The 13596-nt window shown below is 66.7% G+C and carries 15 protein-coding genes; 11 read left to right on the top strand and 4 right to left on the bottom strand.

Annotated features, from left to right (window positions below):
• Positions 1-41 precede the first annotated feature (41 nt).
• The 3 genes from ribA to U1E69_RS19230 are packed head-to-tail and all read left to right on the top strand — an operon-like array spanning position 42 to position 3562.
• Complete coding sequence (gene ribA, locus U1E69_RS19240; protein ID WP_322246034.1) at positions 42-1130, top strand: GTP cyclohydrolase II; 1089 nt, start codon at positions 42-44, stop codon at positions 1128-1130.
• A complete protein-coding gene (locus U1E69_RS19235) occupies positions 1127-1630 on the top strand; it encodes a L,D-transpeptidase family protein (protein ID WP_322246033.1) in 504 nt (167 codons plus the stop codon). Before ribA ends, U1E69_RS19235 begins: the two co-directional genes overlap by 4 nt.
• Positions 1631-1687: 57 nt before the next feature.
• A complete protein-coding gene (locus tag U1E69_RS19230; RefSeq protein ID WP_322246032.1) occupies positions 1688-3562 on the top strand; it encodes an alpha-amylase family protein in 1875 nt (624 codons plus the stop codon).
• Between the two features lie 41 nt (positions 3563-3603).
• On the opposite strand, the gene U1E69_RS19225 is transcribed toward U1E69_RS19230, so the two are convergent.
• Together U1E69_RS19225 and U1E69_RS19220 are read right to left on the bottom strand one after the other, a co-directional pair.
• Complete coding sequence (locus U1E69_RS19225; RefSeq protein WP_322246031.1) at positions 3604-4257, bottom strand: YggS family pyridoxal phosphate-dependent enzyme; 654 nt, start codon at positions 4255-4257, stop codon at positions 3604-3606.
• A gap of 95 nt (positions 4258-4352) precedes the next feature.
• Entirely contained in the window at positions 4353-5255 is a 903-nt protein-coding gene (locus U1E69_RS19220; RefSeq protein ID WP_322246030.1) for a porin, read from the bottom strand.
• Positions 5256-5529: 274 nt separating this feature from the next.
• Here U1E69_RS19220 and U1E69_RS19215 point away from each other — a divergent pair, with 274 nt between their 5' ends.
• The 4 genes from U1E69_RS19215 to holA all read left to right on the top strand — a co-directional run bounded on the left by U1E69_RS19215 (position 5530) and on the right by holA (position 10342).
• Positions 5530-6078 carry a DUF3576 domain-containing protein gene (locus U1E69_RS19215; protein ID WP_322246029.1) on the top strand — a complete coding sequence of 183 codons (549 nt, stop codon included), beginning with the start codon at positions 5530-5532 and terminating at the stop codon, positions 6076-6078.
• A gap of 88 nt (positions 6079-6166) precedes the next feature.
• A complete protein-coding gene (gene leuS, locus U1E69_RS19210; RefSeq protein WP_322246028.1) occupies positions 6167-8797 on the top strand; it encodes a leucine--tRNA ligase in 2631 nt (876 codons plus the stop codon).
• A gap of 91 nt (positions 8798-8888) precedes the next feature.
• Positions 8889-9332, top strand: a complete 444-nt coding sequence (gene lptE, locus U1E69_RS19205; protein WP_322246027.1) for an LPS assembly lipoprotein LptE — start codon at positions 8889-8891, stop codon at positions 9330-9332.
• A complete protein-coding gene (gene holA / locus U1E69_RS19200) occupies positions 9329-10342 on the top strand; it encodes a DNA polymerase III subunit delta (protein WP_322246026.1) in 1014 nt (337 codons plus the stop codon). Before lptE ends, holA begins: the two co-directional genes overlap by 4 nt.
• Positions 10343-10417: 75 nt before the next feature.
• On the opposite strand, the gene U1E69_RS19195 is transcribed toward holA, so the two are convergent.
• A complete protein-coding gene (locus tag U1E69_RS19195; protein ID WP_322246025.1) occupies positions 10418-10816 on the bottom strand; it encodes an OsmC family protein in 399 nt (132 codons plus the stop codon).
• A 90-nt stretch (positions 10817-10906) separates the two neighbouring features.
• Between U1E69_RS19195 and U1E69_RS19190 the strand changes: the two genes are divergently transcribed.
• The 3 genes from U1E69_RS19190 to U1E69_RS19180 all read left to right on the top strand — a co-directional run bounded on the left by U1E69_RS19190 (position 10907) and on the right by U1E69_RS19180 (position 12723).
• Positions 10907-11329 carry a GAF domain-containing protein gene (locus U1E69_RS19190; protein WP_322246024.1) on the top strand — a complete coding sequence of 141 codons (423 nt, stop codon included), beginning with the start codon at positions 10907-10909 and terminating at the stop codon, positions 11327-11329.
• Complete coding sequence (locus U1E69_RS19185; protein WP_322246023.1) at positions 11329-11646, top strand: hypothetical protein; 318 nt, start codon at positions 11329-11331, stop codon at positions 11644-11646. Before U1E69_RS19190 ends, U1E69_RS19185 begins: the two co-directional genes overlap by 1 nt.
• Positions 11647-11709: 63 nt before the next feature.
• Positions 11710-12723: a hydroxyacid dehydrogenase gene (locus U1E69_RS19180; protein WP_322246022.1), complete on the top strand. Its 1014-nt coding sequence runs from the start codon at positions 11710-11712 to the stop codon at positions 12721-12723.
• On the opposite strand, the gene U1E69_RS19175 is transcribed toward U1E69_RS19180, so the two are convergent.
• Positions 12720-13154, bottom strand: a complete 435-nt coding sequence (locus U1E69_RS19175) for a DMT family transporter (protein ID WP_322246021.1) — start codon at positions 13152-13154, stop codon at positions 12720-12722. The genes U1E69_RS19180 and U1E69_RS19175 overlap by 4 nt on opposite strands.
• A gap of 110 nt (positions 13155-13264) precedes the next feature.
• On the opposite strand from U1E69_RS19175, the gene U1E69_RS19170 reads away from it, so the two are divergent.
• On the top strand, positions 13265-13596 hold a 332-nt coding region (locus tag U1E69_RS19170; RefSeq protein ID WP_322246020.1), incomplete at its 3' end, for a LysR family transcriptional regulator.

The following is a 13596-nucleotide window of genomic DNA, read 5'->3' as shown; positions in this document are numbered from 1 at the left end:
GCAGGCTTCCGCCCTGTGCATTTGCGGCCTAGATAGGGGACATGTCGCTTGGCCTGTCCATTCCCGAACGCCTGACCCGCGCGCGCGCCGATCTGCGCATGGGGGTGCCGGTCGTGCTGTGCGGCGCGGACGGGGCGGCGCTGGTCGCGGCGGTCGAGACGCTGGATGCGACGCGGCTGGCCGACCTGCGCGGCTTTGGGGCCCCCGTCCTGGCAATCACCGCGCGCCGGGCCGAGACGCTGAAGGCCCGCGCCTATGACGGTGACCTTGCGCGGGTGGTGCCTCCGGCGGACACGGGGCTGGACTGGCTGCGTTCGGTCGCAGACCCGGCGGATGACCTGCGCACACCGATGAAGGGGCCGCTGCAATCGATGCGCGATGGCTCGGCTGACCTGGCGCGCGCGGCGCTGGGGCTGGCCAAGACGGCGCACTTGCTGCCCGCCGCGCTTCTGGTGCCGGTGCAGGACGCGCTGACGCTGGCCGGGACGCACGGGCTGACCCTGCTGGTCCTGGACCAGATCGCCCCCGCGCTGGCCGCCCTGCCGCCGATGGACGAGGTCGTCTCTGCCCGGGTTCCCCTTGTCGCCTCCAGCGCTGGGCGGGTGCATGTCTTCCGTCCCGATGACGGCGGCGAAGAGCACTACGCCATCGAGATCGGTCGCCCCGACCGGTCGAAACCGGTGCTGGCGCGCCTGCATTCGGCCTGTTTCACCGGGGATGTGCTGGGGTCGCTGAAATGCGACTGCGGGCCGCAGTTGCGGGCGGCGCTGGCGCAGATGGGCGCTGAGGGCGCTGGGGTGCTGCTGTACCTGAACCAGGAGGGCCGGGGGATCGGCCTTGCCAACAAGATGCGGGCCTATTCCCTGCAGGATCAGGGCTTTGACACGGTCGAGGCCAATCACCGCCTGGGGTTCGAGGATGACGAACGCGACTTCCGCATCGGGGCCGAAATCCTGCGCAAGCTGGGGTTCTCCAGCGTGCGGCTGCTGACCAACAACCCCAAGAAGCTGGCGATGATGGAAGGCTGCGGGCTGCACGTCACGGAACGCGTGCCGCTGCATGTGGGCGAGACGGTCGAGAACCGGGCCTATCTGGCGACCAAGGCCGCGAAATCGGGGCACTTGCTGTGAAGGCCACCGACCTGGTGGTCACGCCGATGGGGCTGCGGTTCATGGGGCGGGTGTTTCCCTGTTCCGTCGGGCGCGGCGGGATCGTTGCGGCATCGGCCAAGCGCGAAGGTGACGGGGCGACGCCTGCAGGGGTGCATCGGCTGGTGGGCATGCTGTATCGCCCCGACCGCCTGACCCGCCCCGCGGACTGGGCCCTGCCGATCGGCCCGTCGGATCTGTGGTCGGATGACCCGAGGGATGAGGATTACAACCTGATGGTCCGCGCCCCGCATCGGTTCAGCCACGAGCGGTTGCGGCGGGCCGATCCGATGTATGATCTGGTCATCCTGACCGACTGGAACTGGCCCCAGGCCGAACCCGGTCGCGGCTCGGCCATCTTCATCCACCAGTGGCGCCGTCCCGGTGCGCCCACGGCGGGCTGCGTGGCCCTGTCGCGCGGTGACCTGCGCTGGATCGCCCCGCGCATCACCCACCAGACCCGGCTGGTCGTGCCGCTGTAATCCCCTTTCCGAAACGCTTTGGATTACCTAATCTGCCCGAAATTCGGGGAGGATTCGATGCCGACACCACGCAGCGCGGATGATGAGGTTTTCGATCTGCGCCTGGCGCGGTCGGCCCCGGACCTTTTCCCCATGCTTGACGCGCTTTATGGGGCGCGATCCGACTATCCGGCCTTTCGGGACAAGCTGGGGAAGGCCCTGCGCAAGGGCTGGGCCGACCGGCCTGCCGACCTCAAGCGCCTGGACCTGCAACGGGACCTGTCGCCCGACTGGTTTCAGCGCCCGGACATGGCGGGTTATGTCTTCTATATCGACCGCTTCAACGGCTCGCTTCAGGGGGTGCTGGACAAGCTGGATTACCTTCAGGACCTTGGGATCACTTACGTCCACCTGATGCCCTGCCTGAAGCCCCGACCCGGCGATTCAGATGGCGGTTATTCGGTGATGGACTACCGCCAGATCAACCCGGCTTTCGGGACGATGGCGGACTTCGAAGCCGTCAGCGCCGCCCTCCGCGCGCGGGGGATGTCGCTGTGTGTCGATCTGGTGCTGAACCACACGGCCAAGGAACACGCCTGGGCGAAGAAGGCGGCGAAGGGCGATGCGACCTATCAGGACTATTACCTGATGTTCGACACCCCGGACATGCCGACGCTGTACGAACAGACGCTGGTCGAGGTCTTCCCGGACAACGCGCCGGGCAACTTCACCCATTACCCCGAGATCGGGAAATGGGTCTGGACCACCTTCAACGAACACCAGTGGGACCTGAACTGGGCCAATCCGGCGGTGTTCCTGGAGATCGTCGAGGTCATGCTGTTCCTGGCCAACAAGGGCGTCGATGTCCTGCGGCTGGATGCCGTGGCTTTCATGTGGAAGCGGCTGGGGACGCGCTGCCAGTCGGAGCCTGAGGTCCACATGATCCTGCAGGCGCTACGGGCGTGCTCGCGCATCGCCAGTGCGGCGGTGATCCATCTGGAAGAAGCGATCGTCGCGCCAGCCGAGATGCTGCCCTATCTGGGCCGCGGCAAGCATGACGGGAAGGAAGGCAACCTTGCCTACCACAACAGCCTGATGGTGCAGTTCTGGTCTTCGCTTGCCACCCGGGACACGCGGCTGATGGCGCATGTGCTGGGCACCCACTTCCCCGACCGGCTGACCAACGCCACCTACGCAACCTATATCCGCTGCCACGACGACATCGGCTGGGCGGTGACGGATGCGGATGCGGCGGCGGTGGGGGTGTCGGGGCATGGGCACCGGGCTTTCCTGTCGGACTTCTACGAGGGCACCTTTCCCGGCACCTTCGCCAAGGGCGCGCTGTTTCAGGTGAACGAGGCGACCGGGGACAAGCGGATCTCGGGGTCGTTCGCGTCGCTTGCAGGGCTGGAGACGGCGCGGGATGCGGCGGAGGCGGACCTGGCGGTGCAGCGCATCCTGATGGGCCACGCGCTGATCGCGGTCTGGGGTGGAATCCCGCTGATCTACATGGGCGACGAGTTGGCGCTGACGAACGACTACGGCTACCTGCAGAACCCCCACCACGCCCATGACAGCCGCTGGATTCACCGGCCGCGGATGGACTGGGCGGCGGCAGAGGGGCGGGAGACGGGGGATGCGCCCTCGGCCCGGGTGTTCCGGGGGGTGCGGCATATCCTGGCCCGCCGCCGGGCGACGGCGGAGTTGCACGCGGGCAACCCCGTGCGGGTCGTGGGGTCGGGGAACGATGCGGTGCTGGCAGTCCAGCGGGTCGCGCCGACGGGGGTGCTGCTGGGTCTGTTCAACTTCACCGAACAGTGGCAGCACCTGCCCGAGGGGTGGGTGCGGGCGCTGGGGGTCAGCCGGATGTGGGACGAGTTGTCCGAGGCAGAGGTCGGCCTGCATGGCGGGCAGGTCGTGCTGCCGCCCTATGCGCGGGTCTGGCTGACCTGAGGGCCTTCGCAGAAACGCCCGGAGCTGCGCAGTAGCGCCGCCTATGCGTAGGTCCGCGCGCCGAAGATCGCGCTGCCGACGCGGATATGGGTCGCGCCGTGGGCCACGGCAGCCTCGAAATCCCCGCTCATTCCCATCGACAGGCCGGTCAACCCGTGATCGGCGGCCATCCGCGCCAGCATCGCGAAATGGGGGGTGGAGTCCTGATCCTCGGGCGGGATGCACATCAGGCCGACGGGGCTTAGGTCCATCGTCCGGCAATCGCGCAGGAATACCTCCAGTTCGCCGGGCAGGACCCCGGCCTTCTGCGGCTCCTCGCCTGTGTTCACCTGCACGAACAGCTGCGGCAAGCTGCCCCGCGCCTGGCCCAGGCTGGCCAGCTTCTGCGCCAGCGAGGGGCGGTCCAGCGTGTGAATCGCATCGAACAGGTCCACGGCGACCTTCGCCTTGTTGGTCTGCAAGGGGCCGATCATGTGCAGCTGCAACGGACCATAGTGGTCGCGCCAGGCGGGCCACTTCCCCGCCGCTTCCTGCACGTAGTTTTCGCCAAAGACCCGGTGGCCCTGGTCCAGCACCGCCTGAACCCGTTCCGCCGGTTGGACCTTGGACACGGCGATCAACGTGACCGAGCCTTCCGTCCGCCCCGCCGCGCGCTCTGCCGCGCGCAACCGTTCCGTGATGTCTGCCAGTGCCATGCCGTCCCCCGTTTGATGGGCAACCTAACGGCGCGGGCCAAAAAGAAAAGAGCGGGCACAAGGCCCGCTCTTTCCGTTCGTCCAATCCGGGTGGATTAGAACGAGAACTTCAGGCCGACGTCGGCGAAGGTGGTGTCGCCAGCCGGAGCGTTCTGCTGAACGATGCCACCGGCAACCGAAGCGCCGCCGCCGAGGTCGTAGGCAGCGCCCAGGCCGTAGTGCTGGGTGTCGTTGTCGCCGAAGTCGGTGTAGAAGGCGGTGATGGTGGTCGCGTCGATCGCGTAGTCGACCGAGGTCGCCCACTGCACGTCGCTCTGGTCATCGCGGTCGGTGACGCGCGCTTTCAGAGTCGCAGCACCGAAGGTCGCCGAACCGCCGAGGTGGAGAGCGTCAACGGTGTCGGTGGTTTCGTAGGCCAAGGCGACCGAGAAGGCGTCCGTGGCATACTTCACGCCGATGTTCAGTGCGTCTTCGGTGTCAACGCCAACAGGGGTCGGGTCGGGCTGATAGAGCTGACCAGCGCCGAGACCGAAGGTCAGCGCGCCAGCGCTGTACTCGTAGTACACCGAGGTGTCGGAGCTGCCGAGGAAGCCGATTTCCTGCAGAGCGTCGTTCGGGCCGTAGCCAACGCCCGAAACCTGACCAACCAGGTTGTCGGCGGCGCCATCGGTGTCACCCATGGTCAGCTTGCCGAACGCACCCGAGATGAACACGGTCGAGTCGCCGTTGGAGTCGCCATCCTTGTCAGCGCCGGAGTCGTTGTTGTTGCCGCCCAGCTGGTCGGCACGCATCGAAGCGCCAAACGACAGACCGGTGTCGGTTTCGCCCGAAGCGGTGAAGACGATACGGACGCGCGACGAGAAGTAGGTTTCGCCCGAGGCGCCTGCGGCACCGTCATAGACCAGACCCATGCGGGCCGAACCCGACAGAGCGACTTCTGCGGAAGCGGCGCCGGCAACCATAACCAGGGCGCTGGTCGCGAGAAGAATCTTTTTCATGTTTTCCCTCTTTCTTCAAGGTAAGCCCGCCGCAGGGGAATCCGCAGGGGAATGAGCCGTATTTCACCCCGGACGCCCACGATTGCAACGTTCGCAAACCTTCATCGGGAAATCCGCCCAAAGTTGGTGCAGCAAAGCCACAGGTCTGGAATCGCCCCACGGATCGTCAGGGATAAGCGCCATCAGGACCGCGCGCCCGCGCGTGGAAGCGAAAGCCCTTGGCAGGCCTTGGTGCCTAAGCTAGACAGCGGGCAAGGGTTCCAAAGGTGGCTGGATGAACTTGCATCAACTTGCACGCGCGGCTCTGGCAACGGGTCTGGTCGTCACTTTGTCGGCCTGCGGTGGCGGGATCGGCAGTGGCAACCTGTTTGGCAACCGTGCCTCCATCCCCTCGGAAGAGCAGATGACCCGCAAAGAGCGGGCCGATGCGCAGCGGGCGGCCAATGCTGCGGCGAACCCGGACCGGGAGCAGAGCGGGTCAAACATCTGGGACCTGTTCTCGAACGCCGACAACCCGAACACCACGGTCGAGGTCAACCGCTATATCTGGCAGGCCAGCCTTGAGGTGCTGAACTTCCTGCCCATCGAATCGGTCGATCCGTTCACGGGCGTGATCGTGACGGGGTATGGGCGGCCTCCGGGTGGGGGTCGGGCGTATCGCGCGACGATCTATGTGCAGGACGCGGCGCTGGATGCGCGCAGCCTGAAGGTGGCGTTGCAGGGGCAGGGCGGGGCCTCGGTCGCTCCGGAAACCGTGCGGGCGGTCGAGGATGCGATCCTGACCCGGGCGCGGCAGTTGCGGGTGCGCGACAGCAAGCTTTAAGCGTTTCGCAGGGATGGTGACCGGGAAGGGGTGGACCTTTCCCCCTGCGCATGTGTAATTCCGCGCGGAATTCCGCATGAGGCCCTTGATGTCGCGCTATGACCCCGCAGTGATCGAATCCCGTTGGCAGGACGCCTGGGAGAAGGCGGGGGCCTTCACCGCGCGGCGTGATCCAATGAGGCCCAAGTATTATGTGCTGGAGATGTTCCCCTATCCCTCGGGGCGCATCCACATGGGGCATGTGCGCAACTATACGATGGGCGATGTGGTGGCGCGCACCAAGCTGGCGCAGGGCTACAGCGTGCTGCACCCGATGGGCTGGGACGCCTTCGGGATGCCCGCCGAGAATGCCGCGATGGAACGGGGGGGGCATCCGAAGGATTGGACCTACGGCAACATCGCGGACATGAAGGCTCAGATGAAGCCCCTGGGGTTGAGCATCGACTGGTCGCGGGAACTGGCGACATGTGACCCGGAGTATTACGGCCAGCAGCAGGCGATGTTCATCGACATGATGGAGGCGGGGCTGGTCTACCGGAAGGCCGCCGTGGTCAACTGGGACCCCGTGGACATGACGGTGCTGGCCAACGAGCAGGTGATCGACGGCAAGGGCTGGCGGTCGGGCGCGGCGGTGGAGCGGCGCGAGCTGACGCAGTGGTTCTTCAAGATCAGCGATTATTCGGAAGAGCTGCTTTCCGCGCTGGATGGCCTGACGAACTGGCCGGAGAAGGTGCGCCTGATGCAGGCGAACTGGATCGGCAAGTCGCGCGGCTTGCAGTTCGGGTTCCAGACGGTGGGGGCTCCCGACGGGTTTGAGGTGCTGGAGGTCTATACGACCCGGCCCGACACGCTGATGGGGGCTTCGTTTGCGGCGATTTCGCCGGATCACCCGCTGGCGAAGGTGCTGGAGGCCGACCCGAAGGTGGCCGATTTCGTGGCGCTGTGCCGCAAGGGCGGGACCAGCGCGGAAGAGATCGAGACGGCCGAGAAGATCGGCTATGACACGGGTATCCGCGTCAAGCATCCCCTTGATCCGAATTGGGAACTTCCGGTCTGGATCGCCAACTTCATCCTGATGGACTATGGCACCGGGGCGATTTTCGGCTGCCCGGCGCATGACCAGCGGGACTTTGATTTCGCCACGAAATACGGGTTGCCGATCAAGCCGGTCTTCACGGCGGACGGCTCTGATGTGGCACTGGCCGAGGCATTTGTGCCGATGAAGTCGGAACGCGTCCACTACATCCGCGGTTTTGCCGGAGAGACGGTGCAGACCGGCGATGACGGCGTGGCGGCTGCCATCGCCCATGCGGAATCCAACGGCTACGGCAAGGGCGTGACCAAGTTCCGGCTGCGGGACTGGGGTGTGTCGCGCCAGCGCTACTGGGGCTGCCCGATCCCGGTGATCCACTGCGCGACGTGCGGTGTGGTGGCCGAGAAGAAGGAAAACCTGCCCATCGAGCTGCCCTATGACGTCAGCTTTGACGTGCCGGGCAACCCCCTGGACCGCCACCCGACCTGGCGCGATTGTCTTTGCCCGAAGTGCGGAGCCAAGGCCCGGCGCGAGACGGACACGATGGATACCTTCGTGGATTCCAGCTGGTACTACGCCCGCTTCACCGCTCCGCGCGCGGCGACTCCCACCGTGCTGGAGGATGCCGAATACTGGATGAACGTCGACCAGTATATCGGCGGGATCGAGCACGCGATCCTGCACCTGCTCTACAGTCGCTTCTTCGCCCGGGCGATGCACAAGACCGGCCACCTGCCGATAAAAGCCATCGAGCCGTTCAACGCGTTGTTCACGCAAGGCATGGTCACGCACGAAATCTATCGGTCGATGGATGCCCAGGGCCGGCCGGTCTACCACCTGCCCGAGGACGTGCTGCGCTTCAACATCGGGACCGAGCCGGTGGCCTTTCTGCGGACGGACCATGTGACCGACCTCAGCGAGTTGAGCGAGGATCAGCTGCGGGCCAAGCTGGAAGAGGCGGCGGGGACCGCGATCGAGATCATCCCCTCGGCCAAGATGTCGAAGTCGAAGAAGAACGTCGTCGACCCGATGAACATCATCGCGGCCTTTGGGGCCGACACCGCGCGCTGGTTCGTGATGTCGGACAGCCCGCCGGAGCGGGATGTGGAATGGACCTCCTCGGGCGCCGAGGCGGCGTTCAAGCATCTGGGCCGGGTCTGGGCGCTGTCCTCGCGGATCGGCGAGATGCCGGCGGACCATGTGGGCGAGGGCGACGATGCGCTGGCCCGCGCCACGGCAAAGGCCATCGACGACGTGACCAGGGGAATCGAGGGCTTTGCCTTCAACAAGGCCATCGCCGGGCTGTACGCCTTTACCAACACCATCGGGAAGGCCAATGCCTCGACCGGGGTGATGAAAGAGGCGATCCGCACGCTGGCCAAGCTGATGTCGCCGATGACCCCGCACCTGGCCGAGGAAATCTGGGCCAGGCAGGGCGGCGCCGGACTTTGCGCCCAGGCGGCCTGGCCCAAGGCGGACCCGGCGCTGCTGGTGGGGGACAGCGTGGTGCTGCCGATCCAGATCAACGGCAAGCGCCGGGCGGAAATCAGCGTGCCGAAGGATATGTCGGCAGCAGAGGTTGAAAAGCTGGCGCTTGCGGACGAGGATGTGGTCAGGTTCCTTGCCGGACAGCCGGTGAAGAAGATCATCGTCGTCCCGGGCCGCATCATCAATGTCGTCGTCTGAACGCCTGACCCCTCACCCCAGCCCTCTCCCCCCGGGGGAGAGGGGGCCTGTCGCGCTTGTGTCCCGCCGGGGGCTGCTGCTTGCCCCGTTGGTGCTGGCCGCCTGTGGTTTCGCGCCGGCCTATGGTCCGGGCGGCGGCGCGACGAAATTGACCGGGGCCGTGCGGGTGCAGGACCCGACCGACAAGACCGGCTTCGATCTGGTCGAACGGCTGGAGGAACGGCTGGGCCGGCCCGAGGACACGCGCTATGACCTGGCCTATACGATCACCACGGAAACCGTGGGCGTGGGGTTTACCGCGGACAACAAGATCACCCGCTACAATCTGAAGGGCGTGGTCGACTATACGCTGACCGATCAGGCCAGCGGTGCCCGCGTCACGGGCGGGCGGGTGCAAAGCTTCACCGCCTATTCCGCGACCGGGTCCACTGTCGCGCAGCTGGCAGCCGAGGAAGACGCGGCCTATCGGCTGATGCGGGTTCTGGCCGACCAGATCACTGCCCGGCTGATCGGCGCGGCTGACAGCCTGCCATGATCCTGAAGGGGGCCGAGGCCGCCCGATACTGCGCCAGGCCGGACCCGGCGCGGGCCGGGCTCTTGATCTTCGGGGCCGACGCGATGCGGGTGGCGCTGAAGCGGCAAGAGGCCATAGCGGCCCTGGTCGGCCCCGAGGGCGAGGCCGAGATGCGGCTGACGCGGATGTCGGGCGCGGATTTGCGCAAGGATGGCAGTCTGCTTCTGGACGCGATCAAGGCAGTGGGGTTCTTCCCCGGGCCGCGGGTGGCGTTTCTGGAGGAAGCGACGGACGGGCTGACCGACACGGTGGCCGTGGCGCTGAAGGAATGGAAGCCAGGCGATGCGGTGATCGTGGTCACGGCGGGCAACCTGACGGGGAAGTCGGCGCTGAAGGTGCTGTTCGAGAAGCACCCCTCGGCAGTCTGCATCGGCTTGTATGATGAGCCTCCGGGCCGGGAAGAGATCGAGGCGGCGCTGAAGGCGGCCGGTTTGGTGGACATCGACCGCGAGGCGATGACCGACCTGAACACCCTGGCCCGCGCACTGGACCCCGGCGACTTTCGTCAGACGCTGGAGAAGATCGCGCTGTACAAATGGGGCGATCCGACGACCCTGACGCCAGCCGACGTGGCCGCGATGGCCCCCGCGACGATCGAGGCCGAAGTGGACGAGCTGATCGACGCTGTGGCCGAGGCGCGGTCGCAGGCCATCGGCCCGCTGTTCCGGCGGCTGGAGGGGCAGGGGGTTCAGCCGGTGACGATCTGCATCGGGGCCTTGCGCCATTTCCGCATCCTGCATGCCGCCGCGACCGATCCGCAGGGACCGGGGGTGGGCATCCAGCGGGCGCGGGTGAACTTCAAGCAGAAGGATGCGATGGGGCGTCAGGCCGGGCAATGGGGCGTCCGCGCGCTGGAGACGGCCGTGGCGGTCCTGCTGGAGACGGACCTGACCCTGCGATCGGCCAGCAAGGCCCCCGGCATGGCGCTGATGGAACGGGCGCTGATCCGCATCGCGATGACGCGGCGCTAGGGGACGATTTCTTCGAAGAAACCGAGTCAGAGCCTTTGAAGGCTCCGTTCCGAAGTTTTCGAAAACTCCGGAGCCTCACGCCCGGTGGATGGTTCCGGTCAGGGGCACGGCGGCTGCCAGCGTGTTGGAAATCGTGCCGTATTTCAGGATGTTGCGGTGAAGAAGGTCCAGCCGCGCGTCGTTTTCGGCGGTGGTGACGGTGATCTGGTACCGGATCGCGGTCAGCTTTGGCGGTGCGTCCTGCCGGTCGGCCTCCAGTGCCACGGTCATCCCGTCCAGCTGGAACTTCAGCGTCGGCAGCACCCGCTCGGCCCCCTTGATCATGCAGGCGGCCAGCGCCGACAACAGGAGTTCGACCGGGTTCAGCGCGTCCTTGCGGCCGGTCATGTCGGTGGCAAGGCGCACCTCGGCCCCGTGGCTGGTGGCAAGGCTTCCGGTGGCATCCAGGCGGCGGGCGGTGACTTCGTATTGCATGGGGCCTCACGCGGTTGACAGTGGGGGTCAGGGGGGGAGAATACCTTGACCCAGTAAACGCGCCTTGATCCGGCGCAAAGCGAGGCTTCCTTGACGGCATTCGACGACCTTCACGCCCGCTGCGCCGCGCTGGGCACGCGGCTGTTCACCGTGACGACGGTTGACGAGAAAGCCGGTCTGGCGCGCAGGCTCTATACCTCGCATCCGGTGGAGTATCCGGTGTCGGGGACGAAGCCGATGGAGAAGGACGGCTGGTACGACCACACCGTTGCAGGCAAGCGGACGTTCGTCGCCAACACGCCGCCGGAGTTTGCGAAGTACTTCTTCGACCACGCGCTGATTGTGTCGCTGGGGCTGGGGTCCTGCATCAACGTGCCGGTCGTGGATGGTGGACGGGTTCTGGGAACGGTGAACATCCTGGCGGAAGCCGGGCATTTCACACCCGCAAAGCTGGACGCCTATGAGGCGCTTGTGGCCGCAGCCGCCCCGGCCCTGGCGGCGGAGTTGCGGTGATGGCCAAAGAACCTACCGCCATCGAGACATTCCTTGCGCCGCTGGCGAAGATCGCGCGCAAGCACCGGGACATCGAGGGGCTGGTGTTCTGGGGTGGCGATACTTGGGACCCCAGTCCGTCCGAGGCGCTGGAGGCCGAAGAGATCGCCTTTTACGCCGAAGGGCTGTTGATCGACGGGTTCCAGATGGACTGGGCCCTGGTGGCCGAGGGCGATGCGCCCGACCACCTGCGCCTGTGCTTCTGGCAAGAGGGCGAGCCGCCTCCGCCGGTCGCCGCACCCTGGCGGGTGATGGAACAGGGGCGCTGGACAGCTTAGCCGGGCCTTGTCCCCCGGGGTGGACTGCGCCTAGGGTCGGCCAAATTGCCGGAAGGACCCCCGATGCGCGTGCTTTACGATCCCGAACCCCGGACTACCGCCGACATCTTCTCGGCCGACGAACTGGCGGCGTTCAAAAGCCGGTATCAGGTGACCGAATGGCAGGGCCAGGACCGCGAGGCGTTCTATGCCGAACACCTGCCGGGGACCGAGATCCTGATCTCGCAGCAGCCGATGGGCGCGGACCGGCTGGCGCTGGCACCAGGCTTGCGGGCGATCTTCAACGTCGAGACCAACTTCCTGCCGAACATCGACTATGACGAATGCTTTCGCCGCGGCATCCCGGTGCTGGCCCCGGGCGGGGTCTTTGCCGCACCCGTGGCCGAGATGGCGCTGGGCATGGCGCTAAGTCTGGCGCGCAACATCCACGGCGAACATGCGGCCTTCCTGCAGGGGCAGGAGAAGTGGCTGTTCGACGGCAACCGCGAGTCCGAGATGCTGGCGGGATCGACCGTCGGCATCATCGGCTTCGGCGATCTTGGGCGGGCGCTGCACCGGTTGCTGGCTCCCTTTGGCTGCCACGTGCAGGCGCATGACCCCTGGCTGCCGCCCGGTCATCTGCGCCGTCTGGGGGTGGAGCCGGTGGATTTCGACACCCTGATGGCCAAGAACCGCTTTGTCTTCGTCATGGCGGCGATCACCACGGAAAACAAGGGGTTGATCGACGCCCGCGCCCTGTCGCTGATGCAGCCGGGGGCGATGCTTCTGCTGATGTCCCGCGCGGCAGCCGTGGACTTTCCGGCAATGACCCAGGCCGCTGCCCAGGGGCGCATCCGGGTGGCGACCGACGTCTTCCCGGTCGAGCCGCTGCCCCAGGACGACCCGATCCGCCGCGCTCCGAACATGCTGTTCTCGCCGCACCGGGCCGGGGCGCTGGAGTTTGCGCTGCGGGAAATCGGGACGCGGGTGCTGGAGGATATGGACCTGATCGCCCGCGGGCTGGCCCCGGTCGCCTGTCGAAGGGCGGAACGGGAAACCGTGGCAAGGTTCCGGTCAAAGCCGGTGGACCGGTCCTAGAACCGCGACAGCAGCAGGCCCGCCGCGACCAGACCTGCGGCGGCAAGGCGGGTGGGCGTCACCTGATGCACGGCCACGCCAAGCGCCCCGGTCGCGTCGATGATCATGGCAGCGGCCATCTGCCCCAGGATCAGCGCCGCGACCAGGGTGACGACGCCCAGCGAGGCCACGCTCCAGACCGACGCGAACACATACCAGGCCCCCAGGACGCCCCCCACCAGCGTCCAGGCCGGAACCTGCGACAGCCGCAGGAAGGCCGCGCCCTGGCCCTGAACCGCGGCGACGGCAACCAGGACAAGGAAGCCCACGCCGAAGGATACGGCGGCGGCGGGGACCGTCGCCCCAAGTTCGCGCGACAGGGCCGCGTTGATCGGCGCCTGGACCGAGATCGCCGCCCCGGCCAACACCACGACCATGATCACCCACCACATGCGCGCCTCCCTTGGCTTTGCGCCATCTGACCACCCTGATCCGCCTGCATCAACCCTTGCGCATGGCGCGCGTTCGGGCAGATTGGCGATACCTTCTATCGGCGGCTCCGATGGCTTTCACTCTGCGCCAGCTTCAGTTCTTCGTCGCCGCTGCCGAGGCCGGTTCGGTTTCCGGCGCCGCACGGGCGCTGTCGATCAGCCAGTCCTCGGTCACGGAAGCGATCCGGGGGCTGGAGGATGACCTGGGCGTGACCCTCTTCGACCGTCAGGCGCGAGGGATTCTGCTGACCCACAAGGGATCGGCCTTCCTGCGGCATGCCAGGCAGATCCTGTCCGACGTGGCGAATGCTCGCAGCACCTTTCAGGCCGAAGCCGAAACCACCCGCGGTCGCCTGTCGCTGGGGGTCACCAGCCTCGTCGCAGGCTATGTGCTGTCCGACAT

It is taken from the genome of Tabrizicola sp. (assembly GCF_034366665.1).
GTDB lineage: Bacteria > Pseudomonadota > Alphaproteobacteria > Rhodobacterales > Rhodobacteraceae > Tabrizicola.
The sequence above is the reverse complement of the archived record's forward strand: the minus strand, read 5'-3'. Positions and strand labels throughout refer to the sequence as shown.

What these genes read in the sequence shown, in the direction of transcription:
- U1E69_RS19195 (WP_322246025.1), bottom strand. Translation starts at nt 10,816, where the DNA reads ATGCAATACGAAGTCACCGCCCGCCGCCTGGATGCCACCGGAAGCCTT.
- U1E69_RS19230 (WP_322246032.1), top strand. Translation starts at nt 1,688, where the DNA reads ATGCCGACACCACGCAGCGCGGATGATGAGGTTTTCGATCTGCGCCTG.
- U1E69_RS19220 (WP_322246030.1), bottom strand. Translation starts at nt 5,255, where the DNA reads ATGAAAAAGATTCTTCTCGCGACCAGCGCCCTGGTTATGGTTGCCGGC.
- leuS (WP_322246028.1), top strand. Translation starts at nt 6,167, where the DNA reads ATGTCGCGCTATGACCCCGCAGTGATCGAATCCCGTTGGCAGGACGCC.
- ribA (WP_322246034.1), top strand. Translation starts at nt 42, where the DNA reads ATGTCGCTTGGCCTGTCCATTCCCGAACGCCTGACCCGCGCGCGCGCC.
- U1E69_RS19180 (WP_322246022.1), top strand. Translation starts at nt 11,710, where the DNA reads ATGCGCGTGCTTTACGATCCCGAACCCCGGACTACCGCCGACATCTTC.
- holA (WP_322246026.1), top strand. Translation starts at nt 9,329, where the DNA reads ATGATCCTGAAGGGGGCCGAGGCCGCCCGATACTGCGCCAGGCCGGAC.
- U1E69_RS19175 (WP_322246021.1), bottom strand. Translation starts at nt 13,154, where the DNA reads ATGTGGTGGGTGATCATGGTCGTGGTGTTGGCCGGGGCGGCGATCTCG.
- U1E69_RS19225 (WP_322246031.1), bottom strand. Translation starts at nt 4,257, where the DNA reads ATGGCACTGGCAGACATCACGGAACGGTTGCGCGCGGCAGAGCGCGCG.
- U1E69_RS19185 (WP_322246023.1), top strand. Translation starts at nt 11,329, where the DNA reads ATGGCCAAAGAACCTACCGCCATCGAGACATTCCTTGCGCCGCTGGCG.
- U1E69_RS19215 (WP_322246029.1), top strand. Translation starts at nt 5,530, where the DNA reads ATGAACTTGCATCAACTTGCACGCGCGGCTCTGGCAACGGGTCTGGTC.